Below are 25443 nucleotides of genomic sequence, written 5' to 3' on the forward strand. Positions count from 1 at the left end.
CCCCTCGCGGCCCGGGATGCCCGCGGGACCGAGCCCCCGGCTCGCGCGGCCCCTCGGATTCCGGAGCCCCTGGAACCGGGGTTCCGCGGCGCCCGGAACCCGCGCCTACGGCCCCTCCGCCCCCGAGGCCCCCGCCCGGTCCGCCGGCGGCTCCTCGCCGCGGGCCAGGCGGCTGTGGGTGCGGCCGTAGAGGAAGTACACGACGAAGCCGATCGCCATCCAGATGCCGAACCGCACCCAGGTCTCGGCGGGCAGGTTGAGCATCAGCCACAGCGAGGCGGCCACCGACACGATCGGCAGCAGCGGGACCAGCGGGGTGCGGAAGGCGCGGGGGAGGTCGGGGCGGCTGCGGCGCAGGATGATCACGCTGATCGCGACGACGACGAACGCGAACAGCGTGCCGATGTTCACCAGTTCGGCCAGCTCGCTCAGGCTGGTGAAGCCGGCCACGATCGCGATGACCACGCCGAGCAGGATGGTCGGCCGGTACGGGGTGCGGAACCTCGGGTGGACGTGGGAGAAGAAGCGCGGCAGCAGCCCGTCGCGGCTCATCGCGAAGAAGACCCGGCTCTGGCCGAGAAGCAGGATCATGCAGACCGTCGTCAGGCCGACCGCGGCTCCGAAGCTGATCACACCGGAGAAGAACGGGTGCCCCGTGGCCTTGAAGGCGTCGGCGAGCGGGGCGTCGACGGACAGCTTGGTGTAGTGCTGCATGCCGGTGACGACGATGGAGACGCCGACGTAGAGCAGGGTGCAGATGACCAGCGAGCCGAGGATGCCGCGGGGCATGTCGCGCTGCGGGTTCTTGGTCTCCTCGGCGGCCGTGGCGACGATGTCGAAGCCGATGAAGGCGAAGAAGACGACCGAGGCGGCCGTGAAGATGCCCATCACGCCGAAGTTGGACGGGGCCCAGCCGAACATCAGCTGGACCAGGGGTGAGTGCAGTCCCCCGCCCGCCTCCACGGGCTGCGCCTCCGGGATGAACGGGTCGTAGTTGGCGCCCTTGACGAAGAAGGCGCCCGCGACGATCACGATGAGGACGACGGCGACCTTGATGGCGACGACGAGTGAGGTGACCCGCGCCGACAGCTTCATGCCGAGGACGAGGATGCCGGTGAGCACCAGCACCAGGGCGGCGGCAAGGATGTCGAAGCCGAAGCCGTCGGCTCCGTCCCGGCCGCCCAGCTCGGCGGGCATGTGCCAGCCCGCGTTGTCCATCAGCGAGCGGATGTAGCCCGACCAGCCGACGGCCACCACCGCCGTGCCGAGCGCGAACTCCAGGACCAGGTCCCAGCCGATGATCCAGGCGGGCAGTTCACCGAGCGAGGCGTAGGAGAAGGTGTACGCCGACCCGGCCACCGGCACCGTCGAGGCGAACTCGGCGTAGCACAGCGCCGCGAGGGCGCAGACGACGCCGGCGACGACGAAGGCCAGGGCCACCGAAGGCCCGGCATTGTCCTTGGCGACCGTGCCGGTCAGCACGAAGATTCCGGTGCCGATGACGACACCGATGCCGAACACGGTCAGGTCCAGCGCCGACAGGGACTTCTTGAGCGCGTGCTCCGGTTCCTCCGTGTCCCGGATGGACTGCTCGATCTTCTTGGTCCTGAAGATACTGCTGCTGCTCACGGGTCCTCCCACGCTTGTCGTCCTCGACATGATCGAGAGGGGGCGTACTGCGTATGCCCCGGCGTGGGCGCATTCACGCGAACGGGCCGGTTGCACTACCGCAAAGGGTGGCGGAACCGGCCCGTCCGGCGCAGCGTCAGTCGCGCGCGGCCTCCACCTGGTCCACGGCGCCCGTGCGGTCGTACCTGCCGTCGAGCTTGGCGACCAGGCCGGTGACCTGGCGCGCGATGTCGGGCGCGGTGAGTCCGATCTCGGCGAGGACCTCGGCCCGGGAGGCGTGGTCGAGGAAGCGCGGCGGGATGCCGAAGTCGCGCAGCGGCACGTCGACGCCCGCGTCCCGCAGCGCCTGGGCGACGGCGGAACCGACGCCTCCGACGCGGGAGTTGTCCTCGACGGTGACGACCACGCGGTGCCGCTCGGCGAGCGGGGCCATGGCCTCGTCGACGGGCTTGACCCAGCGCGGGTCGACCACGGTGGTGGAGATGCCCTGCTTGTCGAGCAGACCGGCGACCTCCAGGCACATCGGGGCGAGCGCGCCGACGGAGACCAGGAGGACGTCGGGGGTGTCCGTGCCGGGGGCGCGCAGCACGTCCATGCCGCCGACGCGGCCGACGGCGGGTACGGCGGGGCCGACGGCGCCCTTGGAGAAGCGGACCACGGTCGGCGCGTCGTCGACCTCGACGGCCTCGCGCAGCTGGGCGCGGACCTGGTCGGCGTCGCGCGGGGCGGCCAGCCTGAGGCCGGGGACGACCTGGAGGATCGACATGTCCCACATGCCGTTGTGCGAGGCGCCGTCGGTGCCGGTGACACCGGCGCGGTCCAGGACGAAGGTGACGCCGCACTTGTGCAGGGCCACGTCCATCAGCACCTGGTCGAAGGCGCGGTTGAGGAAGGTGGCGTAGACGGCGAAGACCGGGTGGACGCCGCCGTGCGCGAGGCCGGCCGCGGAGACCGCGCCGTGCTGCTCGGCGATGCCGACGTCGTAGACGCGGTCCGGGAAGGCCTTGGCGAACTTGTCGAGGCCGACCGGCTGGAGCATGGCCGCCGTGATGGCGACGACGTCCTCGCGCTCCTTGCCGAGCGCGAGCATCTCCTCGCCGAAGACGCTGGTCCAGTCGGCGCCGGAGGAGGAGATGGGCAGGCCCGTGTCGGGGTGGATCTTGCCGACGGCGTGGAAGCGGTCGGCCTCGTCCTGAAGGGCCGGCTGGTAGCCGCGGCCCTTCTCGGTGAGGCAGTGCACGATGACCGGGCCGCCGAAGCGCTTGGCGCGGGTGAGGGCGGACTCCAGGGCCTCGATGTCGTGGCCGTCGATCGGGCCGACGTACTTCAGGCCGAGGTCCTCGAACATGCCCTGCGGGGCGATGAAGTCCTTCAGGCCCTTCTTGGCGCCGTGCAGGGTGTCGTAGAGCGGGCGGCCGACGACCGGGGTGCGCTCCAGGAGGTCCTTGCCGCGGGCCAGGAAGCGCTCGTAGCCGTCGGTGGTGCGCAGGGTCGCCAGGTGGTCGGCGAGGCCGCCGATGGTGGGCGCGTAGGAGCGCTCGTTGTCGTTGACGACGATGACCAGGGGGCGGTCCTTGGCGGCGGCGATGTTGTTCAGCGCCTCCCAGGCCATGCCGCCGGTCAGGGCGCCGTCGCCGATGACGGCCACGACGTGGTCGCCGCGGTCGAGGACCTGGTTGGCCTTGGCGATGCCGTCGGCCCAGCCGAGGACGGTGGAGGCATGGCTGTTCTCGATGACGTCGTGCTCGGACTCGGCCTGTGAGGGGTAGCCGGACAGGCCGCCCTTCATCTTCAGCTTCGAGAAGTCCTGGCGTCCGGTGAGCAGCTTGTGCACGTAGGACTGGTGGCCCGTGTCCCAGAGCACCTTGTCCTTCGGTGAGTCGAAGACGCGGTGCAGGGCGAGGGTCAGTTCCACGACGCCGAGGTTGGGGCCGAGGTGGCCGCCGGTCTTGGACACGGCGTCGACGAGGAAGGTACGGATCTCCTCGGCCAGCCGGCCCAGCTCTTCCAGGCTGAGCCGGTCCAGATCGCGCGGTCCCGTGATGCGGGTCAGCAGCGGCACCCGTGCCTCCTTGCAGTAGAGCTGTTGCCGGGCCTGCCCGAGTCTAATGTTCCGCCGTGGCGGAACGTGTCCGGGCGGTGCGTCGTACGTCACGCGTTCGGCCTTACCCAACGGCGGACGGTTCTACGTCTGCCCCGCCGGCCGCCCGTGACGCCGCCCCACTTGGTGCGGGGACGAGAGCGGTCCGCCCGCCCCGCCCGGCACTGGGCCGGACGGGCGGGCGGACCGTGGCGGCCGGCCGGGTACGGCTATGCGCGGCCGGCCGTCTTCTGCGTCTTGCGGGTGACCGCGTCGATGACGACGGTCGCGAGGAGCACGCCACCGGTGATCATGTACTGGACCGGCGAGGCGATGCCCTGGAGGGCGAGGCCGTACTGGATCGAGACGATGACCATCACACCGAGCAGCGCGTCCCACGTGCGGCCGCGGCCGCCGAAGAGGGACGTGCCGCCGATCACGGCCGCGGCGATGACGTTCATCAGGAACTCACCGGTGCCCGCGCCCTGGTTGGCGGAGGCGATCTTCGACGCGACGAAGAGGCCGCCGATGGCGGCGAAGGTGCCGGCGATCGCGAAGACCGAGATCCGCACCAGCTCCACGTTGATGCCGGCCCGGCGGGACGCCTCGACGCTGCCGCCGAGCGCGAAGATCTTGCGACCGTAGGCGGTGCGGCGCAGGACGAAGTCCGTGAGCAGCAGGAACGCCAGGAAGATCACCACGGCCAGCGGCAGGCCCTTGTACTGGTTGAAGACGATCGCGACGGCGAAGGCCAGCACGGCCAGCAGCACCGTGCGGACGATGACCTCGCTCAGCGGCCGGGACGGCACCCCGGCGGCGGCGCGGCGCCGGTTGTCGAAGAACGCGGTGAGGAAGTACCCCGCGGTCACGACGATCGCCAGGCCGTAGGCGGCCGCCACGTCGCTGAAGTAGTAGCTGGTCAGCTTGACGACGATGCCGTCGCTGTTCAGGTTGATGGTGCCGTTGCTGCCGAGGATCTGCAGCATCGCGCCCTGCCAGAACAGCAGGCCGGCCAGCGTCACGGCGAAGGCCGGGACGCCGATCCTGGCGAAGAAGAAGCCGTGCAGCGCGCCGGCCACGGTTCCGGTGAGGACGGCCAGGACCAGGGCCAGGACCTCGTTCATGCCGTGCGTGATGTTGAGCACGGCGAAGGTGGCGCCCGCGACACCGCTGACCGAGCCGACCGACAGGTCGATCTCGCCGAGCAGCAGCACGAAGACGATGCCGACGGCGATCATGCCGGTGCCGACCATCGCGACCGACATGTCGGAGAAGTTGCCGGCGGTGAGGAAGTTGGAGTTGAGGCTGGTGAAGATGGCCCAGATGACCAGCAGACCGACCACGACCGGGATGGACCCGAGGTCGCCGGCCTTCATCTTCCGCTTGAACTCGCTGAGGTAGCCGGCGAAGCCCTGCTCGCGCACCAGCAGCCGGGGGTCGACGGCGGCCACCGCGTCGGAGGCCGCGGCGGGGTTCTCCACCGACTGCTCGCCGGCGGGTGCTGAGGTCTTGTCGATGCTCACTTCTTGATCTCCCCATTGGTGCGCGCCGCACGACGGGTCACGGCGTTCTCCGTGGCGCCCGTGATGGCGGAGATGATCTCTTCCTGGGAGGTCGACTTGACCTCGAAGATGCCGTTGTTGCGCCCGAGGCGCAGCACGGCGACCTTGTCCGCGACGGCCTTGACGTCGGCCATGTTGTGGCTGATGAGGATGACGGCGTGGCCGCGCTCGCGCAGCCGCTCGACCAGGTCGAGGACCTGCGCCGTCTGCTCGACGCCGAGGGCGGCGGTGGGCTCGTCGAGGATGACCAGCTTGGGCTCGCCGAGCATGGAGCGGGCGATCGCGACGACCTGGCGCTGACCGCCGGAGAGCGAGGCGATCGGGATGCGGACGCTCGGTATGCGGATGGACAGCGTGTCCAGCAGTTCTCTGGAGCGGCGCTCCATCTCCACCTCGTCCAGGACGCCGCGCTTGCGCAGCTCCCGGCCCAGGTAGAGGTTGCCGACGACGTCGATGTTGTCGCACAGCGCGAGGTCCTGGTAGACCGTCGCGATGCCGAGGTTCTGGGCGTCGTGGGGCCTGTTGATGGAGACGGACCTGCCGTCCCACTCGATGGCGCCCTCGTCAATGGGGTGCACGCCGGCGATCGTCTTGACCAGCGTGGACTTTCCGGCACCGTTGTCGCCCACCAGGGCGACCACCTCACCGGCGTGGACCTCAAGCTCTACGTCGGTGAGCGCCTGGACGGCACCGAATCGCTTGGAGACCCCGCGCAACGCCAGCACGGGCGTAGCGGACACGTGAACCAACTCCTTCGCCGCCTGACCCGGCGGGAGGTTGTGCAGAAGATTTTCGGGGGGATGTTCCGTCCGGCGCCCCGCACGGCTTGCGGGGCCGGTGTGTGCGGGACGCCGGAGGAGCTCGGGCGGGGGTCCCGGGCGCGCTCACGCGGCGCGGGACGCGGCTCCGCCTACTTCAGACCGATCTTGTCGCAGGCGGCCTTGTACTTGCCGGCGCAGATCTCGTCGAGCGTGTAGAAACCTTCCTTGATGACGGTTTCCTTGATGTTGTCCTTGGTCAGCGAGACGACCGGCACGAGGACGGTGGGGACGTCCTTGGTGGTGGCGCTGTCGGTCTTGCTGGTGGCGATGGAGTCGAGCGACTTGCCCTGGGCGAGCGCCACGGCCATTTCGGCGGCGGTCGTGGCCTCCTTCGGGTAGGACTTGTAGACGCTCATGTACTGCTCGCCGGTGACGATGCGCTGCACACCGTTCAGCTCGGCGTCCTGGCCGGTGACCGGGATGTCGGCGATGCCGGCCCGCTTCAGGGCGGTGATGAGGCCGCCCGCCATGGTGTCGTTGGCGGAGTAGACACCGATGATCTTGTCCTTGCCGAGGGCGGAGATCGCGGCGTCCATGTTGGCGTTGGCGTTCTCCGCCTTCCACTCCTTGGTGTCGTACTCGCGGCCGACGTTCACCTTGCCGTCGAGGACGGAGTGGGCGCCCTCCTTGAACTGGGCGGCGTTCGGGTCGGTGGAGGAACCGTTCATCATGACGATCTGGCCGTCCTTGGCCTTGTCGCCCAGGGCCTTCAGGAGCGCCTCGCCCTGCGTCTTGCCGACCGTGACGTTGTCGAACGAGGTGTAGGCGTCGATCGGGCCCTCGGCCAGGCGGTCGAAGGCGACGATCTTGATGCCCGCGTCGTGCGCCTTCTTCACGGAGCCGGCGATGGACTTGAAGTCCACCGCGTCCACGATCAGCACGTCGACCTTGTTGGTCACCATGGTGTCGACCTGCTGGGCCTGCAGGCTGGCGTCACCCTTGGCGTTGGCGTAGGTGACCTTGCCCTTGTTGCTCGTGAGTTCCTTGACCTTCTTCTCGATCAAGGGCTTGTCGAACTTCTCGTACCGCGCGGTCTGGTTCTCCGGGAGCAGGAGGCCGACCGTGATGTCGTCGCCCTTCTTCGCTGCGGAGTCGGACGAGTCGCTGTTGTCTCCGGACTCCGCGGCACTGCCACAGGCGGCGAGCGAGACGGCCATGGCACCGGCGGCGATGGCAACGGCGGCACGACGCATACGCGTGTTCACTTCACAAACCTCCCTGACGAGGCCGCGTCGCTGCGGCCGAGGTGGCTGGAAGTCAACTCGGCCATACGTGCAACGTCAAGAAGTAAATCCTTAACGAGATGACAACGGTGCCATCCGTGCTCTAAGTGAAGGCAGGCGTCGCCGTCGGCAGGGCGCCGGTCGTGCTGCCGTCCAGGAGCGTCGAATCGCCCATCTCGCTGAGCGCGAGGGCGAGGGCGCCGAGCACTTCGGCACGGCCGCCAAGTGCCCCTGGAAGCACGGACAGACGCCGCGCCGCGCTGGGGATGGCATAGCGCCCGACGGATTCTCTTATGGGCCCGAGGACCAGTTCTCCGGCCTCGGCGAGATCACCGCCGAGGACGACCCGGCTCGGGTTGAGCAGGTTGCACAGGTGGGCCACTCCACTGCCGATGTGGCGGCCGACGTCGGCGATCACGCGGCGGCAGCCGGGGTCGCCGTCCCGGGCCAGCCGCACGATGCCCTCCATCGTCAGGTCGGTGCCGTGGCTCGGCTGGAGGAGCGGGAGCACATAGCGTGCTGCGGCGAAGGTCTCCAGGCAACCCCGGTTGCCGCAGCGGCAGACCGGACCGCCCTCGTCCAGGGTGATGTGCCCGATTTCGCCCGCCGTGCCGCCCGGCCCGCGATAGATCTTCCCGTTGATCACCAGGCCCGCGCCGACGCCGCTGGCGACCTTGATGTACGCCAGGTCCCGCAGCCCCCGCCCGCTGCCCCAGACCAGCTCGCCCAGAGCGCCGAGGTTGGCGTCGTTGTCCACGTGCACGGGCACGCCGAGCCGCCCCCGCAGCTCCTCGGCGGGCCGGATGCCGCTCCAGCCGGGCAGGATCGCGGTCGAGCCCAGCGTCCCGGACTCCACGTCGATCGGTCCCGGTACGCCGAGGCCCACTCCGGCGATCTTGGTGCGGTCGACGCCCGTGGCCGTGATCAGCCGGCTGACCAGTTGCTCCGCCCGGTCGAAGCCCTGGTCGGAGGAGGCGTCGACGTCCAGCGGCTCGGACTCCTCGGCGAGTACCTGGTGGGCGAGGTTCCCGACCGCGACGCGCAGGTGGGTGTGGCCGAAGTCCACGCCGATGACGATCCCGGCGTCCCCGCTCAGCGAGACGCTGCGGGCCCGCCGCCCGCCCGCGGAGGTGGGCGTGACCTCGACGGTCCCGCCGTTCTTCAGTTCCCGGACGATGTTCGAGACCGTGGCCGCGGACAGCCCCGTCGTCCTCGCGATCTCCGCCTGCGTGAGCGACCCGGCGAGCCGTACCGCCCGTACGACGCGTTCCAGGTTGGCTCGGTGCAGCGACGACTGCGACCCGGGAGTCTCCACGACGACCTCCTGCGCGCGGGGCCGCTTCGATGAGACCCCGTCCAATGTCCAACTAGTGAACTCTAAGCTGAGCCGTTCGGGTCGCCTCCCGTCAAGAGGTTGAACCGCATCCGGGTGCCCGGTCGGGGCATTCCGGGCACACGTGTGCGGGCCGCCCCCGGCACTGCGGGAGCGGCCCGGCGGGAACGGGCGCGGGGCGCCGGGGGCTACTTCAGGGCGCCTGCCGTCAGGCCCTGAACCACCTGGCGCTGGAAGACGATGTACGCGGCCAGCACCGGCAGCATCGCCATCACCAGGCCCGCGAACAGGCCCGACCAGTCGCCCTTGTAGCCCTGGCTGACCGCCAGCTGCACCAGGCCCTGGGTGAGGACGTGTTTGTCGGGGTCCGTGTTCAGCACGGTGGGCAGCATGTACTGGTTCCACTGGCCCAGGAAGTTGAAGATCCCCACGCTGATCAGTCCGGGCTTGGCCATCGGCAGCATGACCTGGAAGAAGGTCCGGGTGTGCGAGGCGCCGTCCACGAACGCGGCTTCGGCCACCGAAGTGGGCAGGGTGCGGAAGAACCCGGTCAGGAAGAACACCGTGAAGGGCAGTGAGTAGGCGATGTAGACCAGGATCAGCCCGTGGATGGTGTTCAGGAGCCCCATGTTGTCCACGACGTAGAACAGCGGGACCAGCGCCAGCATGATCGGGAAACTCATGCCCGCGATGAACAAGTAATAGATGAACCGGTTGCCCGGAAAGTCGAAGCGGGCCAGCACGTAGGCCGCCATCGAGCCGAGGACGAGGGTGCCGACGAGCGAGCCGCCCACCACCAGAACGGTGTTGAGGAAGTAGTCGCTCATGTGTGCCTGGGACCAGGCGCGCGACCAGTTGCCGAAGTTCAGCGTGTCGGGCAGCGACCAGGGCGATCCGAAGATGGCGGCGTCGTCCTTGAAGGACGTCATCACCGCCCACACGAGCGGCATCCCGACCATGATCGCCCAGATCACCAGGACACCGTGCGAGAAGACGTTGAGGGTGGTGCCCTCCTTCTTCTCCTTCCGGGGCCCGCCGGACGGTGCGCCGCCCCGGTCCACGGGCGCGCCGGACTCGGCCGGCACGGCAGCGGGGGTGTCGGTCGTCTTCATCAGTACTCCAGCCGCTCGCGCCGGCCCAGCCGCATCACGACGGCCGCGAAGGCCAGGGTGACGACGAGCAGGGCGACGCCGATGGTGGTGGCGTAGGCGGCCTGACCGTCCCGGAACGCCTTCTGGTACACGTACAGGACCATGACGGTGGTCGAGTAGTCGGGTCCACCGGGTCCGGTCGTCATGATCTGCACGACCGCGAAGGACTCGGCGCCGAGCGCGAGGATGCCCATGTAGACCCAGCCGGACTGCACGGTGTCCCACAGCAGCGGCAGGGTGACCTTGAAGAAGGTGGCGGAGCGGTTCGCCCCGTCCAGCAGCGCGGCCTCGTAGAGCTCCGCCGGGATGGAGGCCATGCCCGCGGAGAAGAGGACGACGAAGAAGCCGACGGTGGACCAGACGAGCACCGCCATCACGCACCACAGGGCGATGTTCGGGTCGCCGAGCCACAGCGGCTGCACGGAGTCCAGGCCGATCCCGCGCAGCAGGGAGTTGATCGCGCCGCTGTCCGGGTTGTACGCGAACTGGAACAGCAGGGCGACGATCGCGATCGAGAGCACCTGCGGGAAGAAGTACACGATCTTGTAGAAGCCGGAGCCGCGGACGCCGGTGATGGCGGGCCCGCCGCGGCGGCGCCTTCCGCCCACGTTGATCATGAAGGCGAAGAAGAGCGCCAGGCCGAGGGTGACCAGCGGCACCAGCAGGGCGAACATCACGCTGTGCTGCAACGACTTCCAGAAGATGTCGTCGTCGAGCATCCGCGCGTAGTTGTCGAAGCCGACCATCGAGAACTCGGGGCTCAGGCCCGTCCAGTTGGTGAACGAGTAGTAGATGGACTGGATGAACGGCCAGATGACGAAGAGCGTGTACAGCCCCAGGGGAACCGCCAGGAACCCCACGACGAACCGGTACTTGCCGTGCTGCATTGCTACCGACCCCGATCTGCGCGCGGGCGGCGCCGCCAGGGCCCGTCCGGCGCCGCGGCGGCGCGGGAGGGGCCCTGGTGACGTGTCCTCACTGGTGCTTGTAGTGCTTGATCGACGAGTCCTTGGCGGCGTCGTCGGCGAACCCCTGGATCTTCTTGATGGTCTCGGCCGGGGTGAGCCGGCCCGCCATCATCTCGCCCAGGCAGGCGACGCCGATCTTCTCCTTCTGGAGCTGCACGTACCAGTCCTGCATGCGCGGGTTCACCACGTTGTCGCCGGCCAGCTCCAGCGCCGCGACACCGGACTTGAGGCCGGGGGTCAGCTCGATGCCGTCGGTGCCGCCGTTGTAGGCGCTCAGGGACTTGACCTTGCTGGTGAAGTTCTTCGAGGAGGCCTCGCTGAGCATGATGCGCAGCTGCTCCATGCCGCCGGCGCCGTTGGCCGCCTTGGCCGGGACGATGAAGGGCTCGCCGCCGGAGGCCCAGAGGGTGCCGAAGGGCATCTTGTCGGAGTCGTCGATGCCGGGCGGCGCGGAGACGGTGAGCTGGAAGTCGGCGGGGATGACCTTGGCCGACTCGTTCTCCACCCAGGAGCCGTTGGGGAGGAACAGGGCGTCGCCCTTGGCCCACGCGGTCTGCGACTGGATGTGGTCCAGGCCCGGGGTGCCCTTGAGGACGTAGCCCTTCTGGAACAGCTCGTACCAGGCCTCGAAGACCGTCTTGACCGCCGGGTGCTTCCAGGCGTTCGGTTCCAGGTTGTCGATGGCGTCGATCACCTCGCGGCCCCCGACCTTGGCGATCATCGGGGACATCGAGAAGGGGATGTAGTACGGGTACTTGCCCGCGTACGTCCAGCCGGCCATGCCCTTCTTCTTGGCCTTCTCGCAGACGGCGAGCATCTCGTCCCAGGTCTTCGGGTACTCCGCGTCGAGCGAGTCCAGCGCCTTCTGGGAGTACCAGTTGCCGTACACCGTGTACGCGTAGTAGAGGATCCAGACCGGGTCGCCGTCGAACTGGCCCATCTCCACGATGCCGGGCCGCAGGGTGTCGCGGACCTTCTTGGCCGGGTCGTCGTAGGAGGGGGCGTCGAGCAGCGGGGTGAGGTCGGCGAGCTGCTTCTTGCCGACGAGGACGCCCATGTCCATCTGTTCGGCGCCGGAGTTGTCGACGAGGTCGGGCGGGTTGCCGCCGTTGAAACGCGGCTGCAGCGTCGACTGGATCTTCTGGGTGGCGGCGAACTTCACCTTGGCCTTCGGATAGGCCTTCTCGTACAGCTTCACGGCGTCCTCGGCGTACTCCTTGCCGAAACCGCCGTCGAAGAGGACGAATTCCATCTGGGCGCTGTCATTGACGGCGAGCGGGTTCTTCGCGGACTTCTCGCCCGCCTCGGCCTTGTCCTGGGAGTCGCCGCCGCCGCTGGCGCAGGCGGACAGGAAACTCATCGTCGGTACGGAGATCAGGCCGAGCGCGGCGGACCGCTTGATCAGATCGCGGCGGCCGACGCCCGTACCGGTGTTCTCGGCGGAAGTGGATCCCATGCTCAAGTCCTCGCCTTCTCCAGGACTCAGGCGGTGAACCGGATCCTTCCCGGCACCGCGATCGGGTCGTACTGGTTCGTGCAGGAAGTGCCGTACTGCTGTGGTGCCACGCGTGCTGTCGTTGCTGTTCGAGCGCCCTGACGGTGTTGCGTCGCGGTTCGCCCCGGATCTCCCGGTGGCCGACAGGTATAGTCCACTTTCCGCCGACTGAGCAAGATCGAATGCAAGGTTGGCGGTACGTCTTTTCCGAGTTGAGACCTGCTGGAAATATGCCCGGCCGGTGCACCGCATGCCGTAGGAATCCCAGGCATAACCCCCGAACACCACATCCAACACCCTTGACATCACATGCCACTTGACCCCTACTGGTCCTTGCGCAGTTGAATTGACAACGTTGTCCCACGCGCAGGGAGGGTGGCCAGGACATGCAGTACAGAGTTCGGCACAGATGGGGTCCGGCGGTCGTGATGACGACCGCCTTCGCTTTGGCGGTCGGGTCCCAGGGAGCGGCGGTCGCGCTGCCGCACGCGCCCGCTAAGGCCGACCGGGAGTTCTCGTCGTCCTTCGAGGACGGCGACCCGGCCCCGGACTGGGTCAGCACCGTGGACACCGGCGCGGACGGCGGCAAGCGGTCCTCGGGCGTCGACGGCGGGTTCAGCAACGGCATACCCGGCAACGTCACCGAGCACGTCACCCGGGTGCGGGCCAGCGGCGAGAACACCGGCGGCGGGGAGGTCAAGGACAACCTCGCCGACAACGAGCCGACCACCAAGTGGCTGACCTTCGCGCCGACCGGCTGGGTCGAGTTCGACCTGGACGCGCCGACGAAGATCGTCAAGTACGCGCTCACCTCCGCGAACGACCACCCCGAACGCGACCCCCGGGACTGGACGCTGAAGGGGTCGGCGGACGGCGAGAACTGGCAGACGCTGGACACCCGTTCGGGCGAGACCTTCGGCGAGCCGTTCACGACGAAGACCTACGACCTGGCCGAGGCGGCCGAGTTCCAGCACTTCCGCCTGGAGTTCACCAAGAACAACGGGGCGGGCGACGCGCTCCAGCTCGGCGACGTCCAGTTCTCCACGGGCGAGGCCGAGGACCCGGCGCCCGAGGACATGCTCGCCTTCGTCGACGAGGGCATCACCAGCTCTCCCACCGCGAAGGCCGACGCCGGCTTCACGGGCAGACACGCGCTGCGCTACGCGGGCCGGCACACCACGGACGGCCGGGCCTACTCGTACAACAAGGTCTTCGACGTCAATGTGAAGGTCGACCGGCGCACCGAGCTGTCGTACAAGATCTTCCCCGCGATGGCCGACCGCGACCTCGACTACGACGCCACGAACGTCTCCGTCGACCTCGCCTTCACCGACGGCACCTACCTGAGCGACCTCAAGGCCACCGACCAGCACGGGTTCCCGCTGACGCCGCGCGGTCAGGGCGACGCCAAGATCCTTTACGTCAACCAGTGGAACAGCGTCGAGTCGGGCATCGGCTCGGTCGCGGCCGGCAAGACCGTCGACCGGATCCTGCTGGCGTACGACTCCCCCAAGGGCCCGGCGAAGTTCCGCGGCTGGCTGGACGACGTGGAGATCAAGCGGGCGAAGCCCGAGCCCCCCAAGGCCCATCTGTCCGACTACGCGCTCACCACCCGCGGCACCAACTCCAGCAACAACTTCTCGCGCGGCAACAACTTCCCCGCGACCGCGGTGCCGCACGGGTTCAACTTCTGGACTCCGGTGACCAACTCGGGCTCGCTGTCCTGGATCTACGACTACGCGCGCGGCAACAACGACGACAACCTGCCCACGCTGCAGGCGTTCGGCGCGAGCCACGAGCCGAGCCCCTGGATGGGTGACCGGCAGACCTTCCAGGTGATGCCGTCGGCCGCCTCCGGCACCCCGGACACCGGCCGCGACGCCCGCGAACTGGCCTTCCGGCACGAGAACGAGACCGCGCGGCCGTACTACTACGGGGTGCGGTTCGAGAACGGCCTCAAGGCCGAGATGGCGCCGACCGACCACGCGGCGATGATGCGCTTCACCTATCCCGGTGACGACGCGAGCGTGATCTTCGACAACGTCGAGGACAACGCCGGTCTGACCCTCGACAAGGAGAACGGCACCTTCACCGGCTACTCGGACGTCAAGTCCAACGGTTCGGCGGGCGCCACCCGGCTGTTCGTCTACGGCGAGTTCGACAGCAAGGTCACCGGCGGCGACTCCAGCGGCGTCAAGGGCCACCTGAGCTTCGACGCCGGCCGGGACCGCGCCGTGACGCTGCGCATCGCCACCTCGCTGATCGGCGTCGACCAGGCGAAGGACAACCTGCGCCAGGAGATCCCGAAGCGGGCCTCCTTCGAGAAGGTCAAGCGCGACGCCCAGAAGCAGTGGGACCGGATCCTCGGCAAGGTCGAGGTCGAGGGCGCCACGCAGGACCAGCTGACCACGCTGTACTCCAGCCTCTACCGGCTGTACCTGTACCCGAACGCGGGTCACGAGAAGGTCGACGGGAAGTACAGGTACGCCTCCCCGTTCTCGAAGGCGGACAAGGAGAACACGCCGACCGAGACCGGCGCCAAGGTCGTGGACGGCAAGGTCTACGTCAACAACGGCTTCTGGGACACGTACCGGACCACCTGGCCCGCGTACTCCTTCCTCACCCCGTCGAAGGCCGGTGAGCTGGTCGACGGCTTCGTGCAGCACTACAAGGACGGCGGCTGGACCTCGCGCTGGTCCTCCCCGGGCTACGCGGACCTGATGACCGGCACCTCCTCGGACGTGGCCTTCGCCGACGCCTACGTCAAGGGCGTCGGCTTCGACGCGAAGGCGGCGTACGACGCGGCCGTCAAGAACGCCACCGTGGTGCCGCCCTCCTCGGGCGTGGGCCGCAAGGGCATGGAGACCTCGCCGTTCCTCGGCTACACCGGCACCGAGACGCACGAGGGCATGTCGTGGGCGCTGGAGGGCTACCTCAACGACTACGGCATCGCGAAGATGGGCGAGAAGCTCTACAAGCAGACCGGCCAGAAGCGGTACAAGGACGAGTCCGCGTACTTCCTCAACCGGGCCCAGGACTACGTCAACCTCTTCGACTCGAAGGCCGGCTTCTTCCAGGGCAAGGACACCGAGGGCAACTGGCGCGTCGACTCCGAGAAGTACGACCCGCGCGTGTGGGGCTACGACTACACGGAGACCAACGGCTGGGGCTACGCCTTCACCGCCCCGCAGGACAGCCGCGGACTCGCCAACCTGTACGGCGGCCGGGACGGCCTCGGCGACAAGCTCGACGAGTACCTCTCCACCCCGGAGACGGCCTCCCCGGACCTGAAGGGCTCCTACGGCGGCGTCATCCACGAGATGACCGAGGCGCGGGACGTCCGGATGGGCATGTACGGGCACTCCAACCAGGTCGCCCACCACGCCCTGTACATGTACGACGCGGCCGGGCAGCCGTACAAGGCGCAGAAGAACATCCGCGAGGTGCTCCAGCGCCTCTACACGGGCAGCGAGATCGGCCAGGGCTACCACGGTGACGAGGACAACGGCGAGCAGTCGGCCTGGTTCCTCTTCTCCTCGCTCGGCTTCTACCCGCTGGTGATGGGCAGCGGCGAGTACGCCGTCGGGTCCCCGCTGTTCACGAAGGCGACGGTCCACCTGGAGAACGGCCGCAAGCTGGTCGTCAAGGCGCCGAAGAACAGCACGAAGAACGTCTACGTGCAGGGCCTGAAGGTCAACGGCAAGCGCTGGAACTCCACGTCGCTCCCCCACTCGCTGCTGGCGAAGGGCGGCGTCCTGGAGTTCGACATGGGCGCGAAGCCGTCCTCGTGGGGCACCGGCAAGAACGCGGCACCGCCGTCGATCACGAAGGACGACGAGGTGCCGACGCCGCGCGCCGACGCGATCACCGGGGAGGGCGCGCTGTTCGACGACACGTCGGCGACCGAGGCGAAGGTGACGTCGGTGGACCTGCCGGTCCCGGACAAGGGCGCCAAGGCGGTGCAGTACACGCTGACCTCGTCGGCGGACCGTACCGAGGCCCCGGCCGGCTGGAAGCTCCAGGGCTCGTCCGACGGCAAGACCTGGCGGACCCTGGACCGGCGCTCGGGCGAGTCCTTCGCCTGGGACCGCCAGACGCGGGCGTTCTCGGTGAAGTCGCCGGGCTCGTACGCGCAGTACCGCCTGGTCCTGGACGGCGAGCACACGCTGGCGGAGGTGGAGCTGCTGTCGTAGGCGGCTGACCCCTTCGCCTCAGGACGAGGGCCGCACCCCCTCTTCGGAACAGGGGGTGCGGCCCTCGTGCCGCAGACCGGGCGTCGCACCCGGCCCTGCCACGGTCACCGTCCGGCACCTCCGGCGGGACCCCGCCCGTTCCGCGCGGCTCGCCCGAAATCGAAATGTTGATACCATCCAGATGCTTTGAACATCTCTGTACCCGCTTACCGGGAGGGCTGACATGGCGACTCGGCGTCTGTTCGTGGTCAGGCACGGTGCGGCGGACGCCTTCGGGACGCTCACCGAAGTCGGACGGCGTCAGACGGAGTTGCTCGCGGAGCGCCTGGCCCGCCTGCCGGTCGACACGGTGTGGCACTCGCCGATGCCCCGGGCGGTGCGCTCGGCCCAGCTCATCGGCGAGCGCCTGGAGGGGGTGCCCGTGCGGGAGGCGGCCGAGCTGACCGACTACGTCCCGCATGTGCCGGAGAAGCCGCCGGCGGCCTGGGCGGCGGTCTTCGACGGCTACGACCCCGCAGAAGCGGCCAAGGGGGAGCGCCTCGCGGACGCGCTGACCGACCGGTTCGCCCGCCCCGCCGACACCGAGACGCACGAGGTCCTGGTCACCCACGCCTACCAGGTGGCCTGGCTCGTGCGGCACGCCCTGGGCGCGCCCCGTGCGCGGTGGTTGGGGATGAACTGCGGGAACACGGGGGTGACGGCAATCGAGTACTACACCGGCGCGGCCCCCTCGCTGGTGGTCTACAACGACATGAGCCATCTCCCCGCGGACCTGCGCTGGACGGGCTTCGGGCCCGGCGCCCGGCCCTGAGCGGATGAGCCGGGTCGCCCTCGGCGCGCCACGCCCATCCGCCGTCTCAGGTGCCGTCGATCAGGCCGCGGGCCCCCTGCCGGAGCAGCGCCACCCCGACCGACATACCCAGGGTGCCGGGGTCGAGGGGCCCGGCCCACTCGTGGGCGTGGAGGGTCTTCTTGCCGTCGGCGCTGAAGACGCGGGCCCGCAGGGAGAGTTCGCCGCCCCGGGACGCCCTGGCGAACCCGGCGATCGGGCTGTTGCAGTGGCCTTGGAGCACCTGCAGCAGCATGCGCTCAGCGGTCACCTCCCGGTGTGTGCTCTCGTCGTCGAGCGCGCCGGCCGCCGCGATCAGCTCGGTGTCGTCCTCGCGGCACTGCAGCGCCAGCGCTCCCGCTCCCAGGGCCGGCACCATCGCCCCGGGCTCGATGACTTCGCTGATGGCGTCCCGCCGGCCGATCCGCTCCAGGCCGGCCGCCGCGAGCAGCAGGGCATCCACTTCGCCCGCGGCCATCCGGGCCAGGCGCCGGTTGGCGTTGCCCCGCATCGGCACGCACTCCACGTGCGGGTGGGAGGCGGCCAGTTGGGCCGTGCGGCGCACGGACGAGGTGCCGATCCGGGTGCCCGGCGGCAGCCGGTCGAGCGTGAGCCCGCCGGGGTGCACCAGCGCGTCGCGGATGTCGTCCCTGGCCGGGAAGGCGGCGAAGACGGTGCCCTCGGCCAACGGCCGGTCGGCGGGGATGTCCTTCACGCAGTGCACCGCGAGGTCGGCCGCGCCGTCCAGCAGTGCGGCGTCGACCTCCTTGACGAAGGCGCCCTTGCCCTCCACCAGTGACAGGTCGCCCAGCCAGCGGTCGCCGGTGGTGCGCACCGCGACCACTTCCGTCGCCAACCCGGGCCGCGCGACGGCGAGTCCGGCGCGGACCCGCTCGACCTGCGCCAGGGCCATGGGCGAGTCACGGGAGACGATCCGGATCACCTCGGGAAGACTCATGGCGCAACGATAGGCACGAGGTCCGTGGTATCCGTGCGCAGTTGAACGGAGCGCCGCCACGCCCCACGGGGCCTGCGCGGAGGGACAGCACGGCTCCGACGGGAGCGCCGGCACGGCCCGGACGGGCTTGCGCAGCCGAACAGTTGTCGTCGCGCGCCGCGCCCCGGCCCTACAGTGCCCGTGACTTGGCAGGACGGCCCCCGGGTCTCCCGGGCAACGGCCCGTGGCCGGCCGCGAGGGCCCTGTGAACCCTGTGAACGAGGAGGGGCCTTGGACAGCTTCCCGTCACCACCGGTGGGCGACCGTCTCCGGCGCCGGTTCCCGCGCCCGGCCGAACTCACACCTCTGCTGCGACCCCGGCGGCCCCGGCCCGGCAGGGCCCAGCGACGGCTCGCCGCCGCCGCGGATGTGGCGGACCTGCGGGCCGCGGCCCGCAGGCGTGCCCCCAGAGCCGTCTTCGACTACACGGACGGCGCCGCGGGCGAGGAACTCTCGCTGGCCCGCAACCGGTCCGCCTTCCGCCGGGTCGAGTTCCGGCCCACCGTGTTGCGGGACGTCTCGGCGGTCGACACCTCGGTGACCCTGCTCGGCGAGGTGTCCGCTCTCCCCGTCGCGCTCGCCCCGACCGGCTTCACGCGGATGATGCACCACGAGGGCGAGGTGGCCGTGGCCCGGGCGGCCGCTGCCCACGGGGTGCCGTACACGCTGTCCACGATGGGCACGACGGCCGCCGGGACGCTGGCCGCCGCCGTGCCCGGCGCACGCCGCTGGTTCCAGCTGTACCTGTGGCGGGACCGGGCCCGCAGCCTCGACCTGGTGTGCGGCGCCGCGGAGGCCGGGTACGAGGCGCTGATGTTGACCGTGGACACGCCGGTCGCGGGATCGCGGCTGCGGGACGTGCGCAACGGCATGACGATCCCGCCGGCGCTGACCGCGCGCACCTTGCTGGGCGGGGCGCTGCGGCCGTGGTGGTGGCTGAACCTGCTGACCACCCCGCCACTGGAGTTCGCCTCTCTCACCCGGTGGCAGGGCACCGCCGCGGACCTGGGCAATCTGATGTTCGACCCCGCGGCGACCGCCGACGACGTGGCGTGGCTGCGGGAGGTCTGGCCGGGGAAGCTCATCGTCAAGGGCGTCCAGACGGCCGAGGACGCGCGGGTGGTCGCCGGCCTCGGAGTGGACGCCGTGATCGTCAGCAATCACGGCGGGCGTCAACTGGACCGCTCGCCGGTGCCGTTGGAGGAACTGCCCGCGGTGGTCGAGGCGGTGGACGGGGCAGCCGAGGTCTGTCTCGACGGCGGGGTGCGGTCGGGTGCGGACGCCGTGGCGGCGGTCTGCATGGGCGCCACGGCGGTCCTCGTGGGCCGCGCCTATCTCTACGGGCTGATGGCGGGCGGCGAGGCCGGCGTGCGCCGGGTGCTGGACATCCTCTCGGCCGAGGTCCGGCAGACCATGCAGTTGCTGGGCGCCACCTCGGTCAAGGACCTCACCCCGGACCGCGTCCGGTTGCGCGCCGGCCAGGTGTACTGATCACGAGCGTCGTCAACGCTTGCGTGGCTTGATCATGGCGAAGACCTCCCGTGTGGTGGAGTCGTCGACCTCCCGTGTGGTGGAGTCGTCGACCTCCCGTGTGGCGGAGTCGTCCGGGACTGCACCGCGCGGAGGTCCTCGTGTCCCGACCTGGTGCCCGGGACCGTTCACGGCAGGCGGCTGCTCATCGAGCGCGTCCGCGCAGACCCTCCGTCCCGCGCCGCAGACGGTCCTGGATCATTCCGCCGATACGGTGGAGCGTCTCGGGCTTGAGCATGCCGGCGTGGGAGCAGTCCATCCGCCGGTACTCCAGCGGCCCGTCGACGTATGCGTGCCAGACGTCCGGCTCCAGCACGCTGTCGGTCTCCTGCGTGGCGGCGAACAGCATCATCTCGGTCGCGACCCGCTGGTGCCGGTAGCGTCCGGTGATGTCGATGTTGTTCTCCATCACCCGCATGATGGTGAGGAACTCGCTCTCCTCGATGCTGCCCAGCACGGTGTTCGTCGTCCGTGCCACCGCCGCGAACTCGTCGAACGTCATCTCCTCCGTGGGGGCTTCGACGGTGCTCACCCCCAGCAGTTCGAGGATGCCGCGGTAGTACTCCTCGTGCGCGTGCTCGGGGACGTCCTCCTGTGCGGCGGGCTTCGCGTCGAGGCAGACCATCAGCTCGACGCGCTGCCCCCGTTCGGCCAGCCGGGCCGCGACGGCGTGGGCGACGATGCCTCCGAAGGAGTGTCCCATGAGCCGGTACGGCCCTTCCGGCTGCACCCGGAGCATCGCCTCGATGCAGTCGTCGGCCACCTCCTCCACCGACCCCGGCAGGTTTCCGGGGTCGGACAGCCCCCGCGCCTGGAGTCCGTAGAGGGGGATGCCGGCGTCGATGTGCGGCAGCAGGCTCGCGTAGTTCCAACACATCCCGCCGCCCGAGTGCAGACAGAACAGCGGCGCCTGGTCGCCTTTGGTGCGCAGCGGCAGGAGTACCTCGAACGCGGTGGAATGCCCGCTGCCGCCCTCTCCCGCGCCGAACCCGGCGTCGGCGTCCTCGTCGAGGCGCCGGGCGAGTTCGGCGACGGTCGGGGCCTCGAAGAGGACCCGCAGGGGCAGTTCGACGCCTAGGACCGCCTGGATCCGGCTGATCAGCCCGGTGGCCAGCAGGGAGTGCCCGCCGAGGTCGAAGAAGCCGTCGTCCACGCTCACCCCGGGCAGGCCCAGCACTTCGGCGTACAGGGTGCACAGCACCTCTTCCTGCGGAGTGCGCGGCGGGCGCCCGCCCCGGCCGCCGTAGTCGGGGGCGGGCAGCGCCTTGCGGTCCACCTTGCCGTTGGGGCTGAGCGGCAGTTCGGACAGGGCCGTCACCGCCGAGGGGACCATGTAGCCGGGGAGCCGCTCGCGCAGGGCCTCGCGCACGGCGGCCGCGGAGAAGGCGCCCGGGTCCTCCGGCACCACGTACGCCACCAGCCGCGGGTCCGTCCCGCCGTGCCGGTGGACGGCGACGAAGGCCTGGACGAGGCCGGGCAGGCGCAGCAACTCGGCCTGGATCTCGCCGGGTTCCACCCGGAAGCCGCGGATCTTCACCTGGTCGTCGGCACGGCCGAGGTACTCCAGCTGGCCGTCGGCGTTCCACCGTACGACGTCGCCGGTGCGGTACATCCGCTCGCCCGGGCCGCCCAGCGGGTTGGCCACGAACCGTTCGGCGGTGAGCGCCGGCCGGCCCAGGTAGCCGCGGGCCAGGCCCGCCCCGGCCACGTACAACTCGCCGACGACCCCCTGCGGCACCGGGTGCAGACCGCCGTCCAGGACGTAGCCGGACAGTCCGAACAGCGGCCGCCCCATGGGAACGACCCCGCTCTCGCGGCCGGTCAGAGGTGTGCTCATGGCCGCGCCGACCGTGGACTCGGTGGGCCCGTACGCGTTGATCATGCGACGCCCGGGTGCCCAGCGTTCCGTGAGGTCGGGCGAGCACGCCTCGCCCGCCACCAGGAGAACCGCCAGGTCGGGGAAGGGCACGCCCGGCCCCCGCGCGTCGAGGGTCGCCAGTACCGAGGGCGGCAGCGTCACATGGGTCACCCGCCGCCCGCTGAGCGTTTCCGCCAGCGCGTCGCCGGACAGCGCGTCGGCGGAGGCCGCCACGAGGGCCGCGCCCGAGGCGAAGGCCATCACCAGCTCCCAGACCGACACGTCGAAGCTGGGCGAGGCGAACTGCAGCACCCGGCTGTCCGGGGCGAGCGCGAACGCGTCCAGTTGCGCACGCGCGAGGTTGGCGAACCCGGCGTGGGTGACCTCCACGCCCTTGGGCCGGCCGGTGGACCCGGAGGTGTAGATGACGTACGCGGTGTGCGCGGGATGGACCGGCACGCCCGGGTCGCTGTCGGGCAGCGCCTCCTCGTCCACCCCGGCCGTCCAGGCGTCGTCGAGGACGACGGCCGGCTCCGCGTCGGCGAGCATGTACGCGATCCGCTCGGCCGGGTAGTCCGGGTCGACCGGGACGTACGCGGCGCCTGTCTTCACCACACCGAGGATGGTGGCGACCAGCTCCGGGCCGCGCCGCATCCGCAGCGCCACCCGTTGGCCGGGGCCGACCCCGAGCCCCAGCAGGTGGTGCGCGACGCGGTTCGAGCGGCGGTCCAGTTGGGCGTACGACAGCTCGCTGTACGACGTCTCGGCGCGGCCCGAGATCATCGCCACGGCGTCCGGTGACCGTTCGGCCGCCGCCCGGAAGAGGTCCGGCAGGGTCACCGGGGGCAGGTCGGCGCGGTCGGCTCCGGACCATTCGAGCAGCGTCCCGCGCTCGTGCGGTGCGAGGATCTCCAGCGACCTGACCGGCCGGTGGGGGTCGCCGATCGCCGAGTCGAGCAGCCGCGTCCAGCGCGCGGTGAGGACGTCGATGGTCGTCGCGTCGTACAGGTCGGTGGCGTATTCGACGATGCCGGTGAGGCCGGCCGGCTCGCCCGCTTCGTCGAAGGTCTCGGTGACGCTGACGAAGACGTCGAACTTGGCCGACCCCGCGCCCGCCTTCTCGGCCCCCACCTGGAGCCCCGGCAGGTCGAAGCCCGCGCCGTCGTCGTTCTGGAGGACCAGCACGACCTGGAACAGCGGGTGGTGGGCGGTGGAGCGCTGCGGGTTGACCTTCTCCACCAGGTACTCGAACGGCAGGTCCTGGTGCGTGTACGCGGCCAGGCAGGTCTCGCGCACCCGGGCCAGCAGCTCGGCGAAGGTCGGATCCCCGGAGGTGTCCGTGCGCAGCACCAGGGTGCTGACGAAGAACCCGACCAGGTCGTCCAGGTTCTCGTCGCCGCGGCCGGCTATGGGCGAGCCCACGGGGATGTCGTCCCCGGCGCCGAGCCTCGACAGCAGTGCCGCCAGGCCCGCCTGGAGGACCATGAACAGCGTCGAGTCCGCGGAGCGGGCCAGCGCCCGCAGTCCGGCATGGGTCTCGGCGCTCGTCCGGAACGGCGTGACGTCGCCGCGGTAGGAGGGAAGCGCGGGGCGGGGCCGGTCGGGCGGCAGCGTGGCCTGCTCCGGCAACCCGGCCAGTTGGTCCGCCCAGTACGCGGCCTGCCGTACGAAGAGGCTGTCCGGATCGGAGTCGTCCCCGAGCAGGTCGTGCTGCCAGAGGGTGAAGTCCGCGTACTGCAAGGGGAGCGGGGCCCACTCGGGTCGTGCCCCGTCCCGGCGCGCCGTGTACGCGGCGACCAGGTCACGCGTCAGCGGCCCCATCGACCAGCCGTCGGCCGCGATGTGGTGGATGACCACGACCAGCACGGACGCGTCAGGCCCGGTGACCAGCAGGGCGGCCCGGACCGGGACCTCCCTGTCCAGTTCGAACCCGCGCCGCACGATCCGGGCCACCCGCTCGGTCACCTGCTCCTCGCCGACCTCCTCCGCCTCGACGCCGATCCGCGCCTGCTCAGCACCGAGCACCCGCTGGTGGGGCCGGCCGTCGGTGTCGGGGAAGACCGTGCGCAGCGGCTCGTGCCGCGCGATCACGTCGTTGAGCGCGGCCTCCAGAGCGCCGGTGTCCAGCTTCCCGGTGAGCCTGAGGACGAGTGGCATGTTGTACGTCGCCGACGCGCCCTCGAACTTGTACAGGAACCACAGCCTGCGCTGCGCGAACGACAACGGCAGGCGCTCCGGCCGCTCCCGCCGCTCCAGCACCGGACGCGACCCCGCATCCGACAGCCGACCCGCCAGCCCCGCCACCGTCGGCGCATCGAACAACGCCCGCAACGGCAACTCCACCCCCAGCACCGCACGCACCCGACTCACCAACCGGGTCGCCAGCAACGAATGCCCACCCAGACCGAAGAAGTCGTCGTCGACACCCACCACCGGAACACCCAGGACCCCGGCGAACAGCTCGCAGAGGACCTCTTCGGTCTGGGTGCGCGGCGCACGGGACGTACCGGCTCCGCCGTACTCCGGCGCCGGCAGCGCACTCCGGTCGATCTTCCCGCTCACGGTCAGCGGGAACTGGTCCAGCGCGACGATGGCCGACGGCACCATGTACGAGGGCAGGTCACGGCTCAGCGACTCGCGCAGAGCGCCCAGGGAACGGCCGAGACGGTCCTCGGGGACGATGTAGGCGACGAGGCGGGTGTCGTCGAGGTGCGGACGGGCGACGACCAGAGCCTGGGAGACTCCGGGCTCGGCCTCCAACGCCGCCTGGACCTCACCCGGTTCGATACGGAAACCACGAATCTTCACCTGATCATCGGCACGACCCAGGTACTCCAGCTGACCGCCGGCGTTCCAGCACACCAGGTCACCCGTCCGATACATCCGCTCACCAGGACCACCAAAGGGACTCGCCACGAAACGCTCACCGGTCAGACCCGGACGACCCGCATACCCACGCGCCAGTCCGGGCCCGGACACGTACAACTCCCCCGGAACACCCTGCGGGACAAACGCCAGGTGCTCGTCCAGCACGAACAGACCAGCCCCGGGCACCGGTCGCCCGATCGGGACGCCCCCGCCTGGGGTCAACGGATCACTGATCGCCGCGGCCACTGTGATCTCCGTCGGACCGTAGGCGTTCACCACGTGCCGCCCACCACACGTCCAACGGGACACCAGCTCCGGCGGGCACGCCTCCGCACCCACCGCCAAAGCCACCAGACCCTCCAACCGCTCCCACGCACCCTCCGGCAACGTCGCCACCACCGACGGCGGCAAAAACGCATGCGTCACCCCACCCCGCGCAAGAGCCTCCTCCAGCTCCACCCCCGCCAAACCAGACCCCGCCTGCGGAACGACCAGCGCCGACCCCGACCCCCACGCCAGAACCAACTCCAGCACCGACGCGTCAAAACTCAACGACGCCGTACGCAGCACACGACCACCCGCACCGGCACCCATCCGCTCCACCAGACCCGCCGCAAACCCCGCCACACCCGCATGAGTGACCGCCACACCCTTCGGACGACCCGTCGAACCCGAGGTATAGATCACATACGCCGGATGCGACAGCAACAACGGCACCACCCGCTCCCCGTCAGTGACCTCCTCACCGGAGAGGGACGCGCAGGCCTCGGTGACCGATGGATCGTCCACAGCCACCACCTCCACCGGCAACCTCTCCGGCAGACTCCCTGCAGCCGCCCGCGTGGTCAGCACCAGCCCCGGCCGCGCATCCTCCAGCAACCAACCGATCCGCGCCCCCGGATACTC

14 protein-coding genes are annotated in these 25443 nt (G+C 70.1%); 3 read left to right on the plus strand and 11 right to left on the minus strand.

All coding sequences use genetic code 11. The annotated features are described in order from the left end of the window. Positions 1–105: 105 nt before the first annotated feature. The 9 genes from HZS56_RS31275 to ngcE all read right to left on the minus strand — a co-directional run bounded on the left by HZS56_RS31275 (position 106) and on the right by ngcE (position 12223). The gene (locus tag HZS56_RS31275) at positions 106–1629 is read right to left on the minus strand and encodes an amino acid permease (protein ID WP_308408205.1); all 1524 of its coding nucleotides are present in this window, start codon (positions 1627–1629) and stop codon (positions 106–108) included. Positions 1630–1765: 136 nt separating this feature from the next. Beyond that, positions 1766–3691 (minus strand): 1-deoxy-D-xylulose-5-phosphate synthase, encoded by a 1926-nt coding sequence (gene dxs, locus HZS56_RS31280; protein ID WP_216724181.1) that lies wholly within the window; start codon positions 3689–3691, stop codon positions 1766–1768. Between the two features lie 248 nt (positions 3692–3939). After that, positions 3940–5232: a sugar ABC transporter permease gene (locus HZS56_RS31285; protein ID WP_216724182.1), complete on the minus strand. Its 1293-nt coding sequence runs from the start codon at positions 5230–5232 to the stop codon at positions 3940–3942. After that, positions 5229–6020: an ATP-binding cassette domain-containing protein gene (locus tag HZS56_RS31290; RefSeq protein WP_064730313.1), complete on the minus strand. Its 792-nt coding sequence runs from the start codon at positions 6018–6020 to the stop codon at positions 5229–5231. The genes HZS56_RS31285 and HZS56_RS31290 overlap by 4 nt, the downstream gene beginning before the upstream one ends. A gap of 161 nt (positions 6021–6181) precedes the next feature. Continuing rightward, on the minus strand, positions 6182–7285 hold the full coding sequence (locus tag HZS56_RS31295) for an ABC transporter substrate-binding protein (RefSeq protein WP_216724191.1): 1104 nt from the start codon (positions 7283–7285) through the stop codon (positions 6182–6184). Between the two features lie 133 nt (positions 7286–7418). Then, positions 7419–8630: an ROK family transcriptional regulator gene (locus HZS56_RS31300; protein ID WP_216724183.1), complete on the minus strand. Its 1212-nt coding sequence runs from the start codon at positions 8628–8630 to the stop codon at positions 7419–7421. 206 nt (positions 8631–8836) lie between these two features. Further along, positions 8837–9760, minus strand: coding sequence for a carbohydrate ABC transporter permease (locus HZS56_RS31305; protein ID WP_216724184.1), 924 nt, complete (start codon positions 9758–9760; stop codon positions 8837–8839). Further along, complete coding sequence (locus HZS56_RS31310; RefSeq protein WP_216724185.1) at positions 9760–10686, minus strand: carbohydrate ABC transporter permease; 927 nt, start codon at positions 10684–10686, stop codon at positions 9760–9762. The genes HZS56_RS31305 and HZS56_RS31310 overlap by 1 nt, the downstream gene beginning before the upstream one ends. A gap of 88 nt (positions 10687–10774) precedes the next feature. After that, complete coding sequence (gene ngcE, locus HZS56_RS31315) at positions 10775–12223, minus strand: N-acetylglucosamine/diacetylchitobiose ABC transporter substrate-binding protein (RefSeq protein WP_216724186.1); 1449 nt, start codon at positions 12221–12223, stop codon at positions 10775–10777. 425 nt (positions 12224–12648) lie between these two features. Here ngcE and HZS56_RS31320 point away from each other — a divergent pair, with 425 nt between their 5' ends. Together HZS56_RS31320 and HZS56_RS31325 are read left to right on the plus strand one after the other, a co-directional pair. Further along, entirely contained in the window at positions 12649–16455 is a 3807-nt protein-coding gene (locus HZS56_RS31320; protein ID WP_216724187.1) for a GH92 family glycosyl hydrolase, read from the plus strand. A 223-nt stretch (positions 16456–16678) separates the two neighbouring features. Next, positions 16679–17266 carry a histidine phosphatase family protein gene (locus tag HZS56_RS31325; RefSeq protein ID WP_216724188.1) on the plus strand — a complete coding sequence of 196 codons (588 nt, stop codon included), beginning with the start codon at positions 16679–16681 and terminating at the stop codon, positions 17264–17266. A 46-nt stretch (positions 17267–17312) separates the two neighbouring features. Here HZS56_RS31325 and hemC read toward each other — a convergent pair whose 3' ends face one another. Further along, positions 17313–18242, minus strand: a complete 930-nt coding sequence (gene hemC / locus HZS56_RS31330; RefSeq protein WP_216724189.1) for a hydroxymethylbilane synthase — start codon at positions 18240–18242, stop codon at positions 17313–17315. Positions 18243–18512: 270 nt separating this feature from the next. Between hemC and HZS56_RS31335 the strand changes: the two genes are divergently transcribed. Further along, entirely contained in the window at positions 18513–19772 is a 1260-nt protein-coding gene (locus tag HZS56_RS31335; protein ID WP_253915200.1) for an alpha-hydroxy acid oxidase, read from the plus strand. A gap of 184 nt (positions 19773–19956) precedes the next feature. On the opposite strand, the gene HZS56_RS31340 is transcribed toward HZS56_RS31335, so the two are convergent. Further along, positions 19957–25443, minus strand: a 5487-nt coding sequence (locus HZS56_RS31340; protein WP_216724190.1) for a non-ribosomal peptide synthetase, incomplete at its 5' end; no start/stop codon positions are given.

Source organism: Streptomyces mayonensis (assembly GCF_018982965.1).
Taxonomy (GTDB): Bacteria; Actinomycetota; Actinomycetes; order Streptomycetales; family Streptomycetaceae; genus Streptomyces; species Streptomyces mayonensis.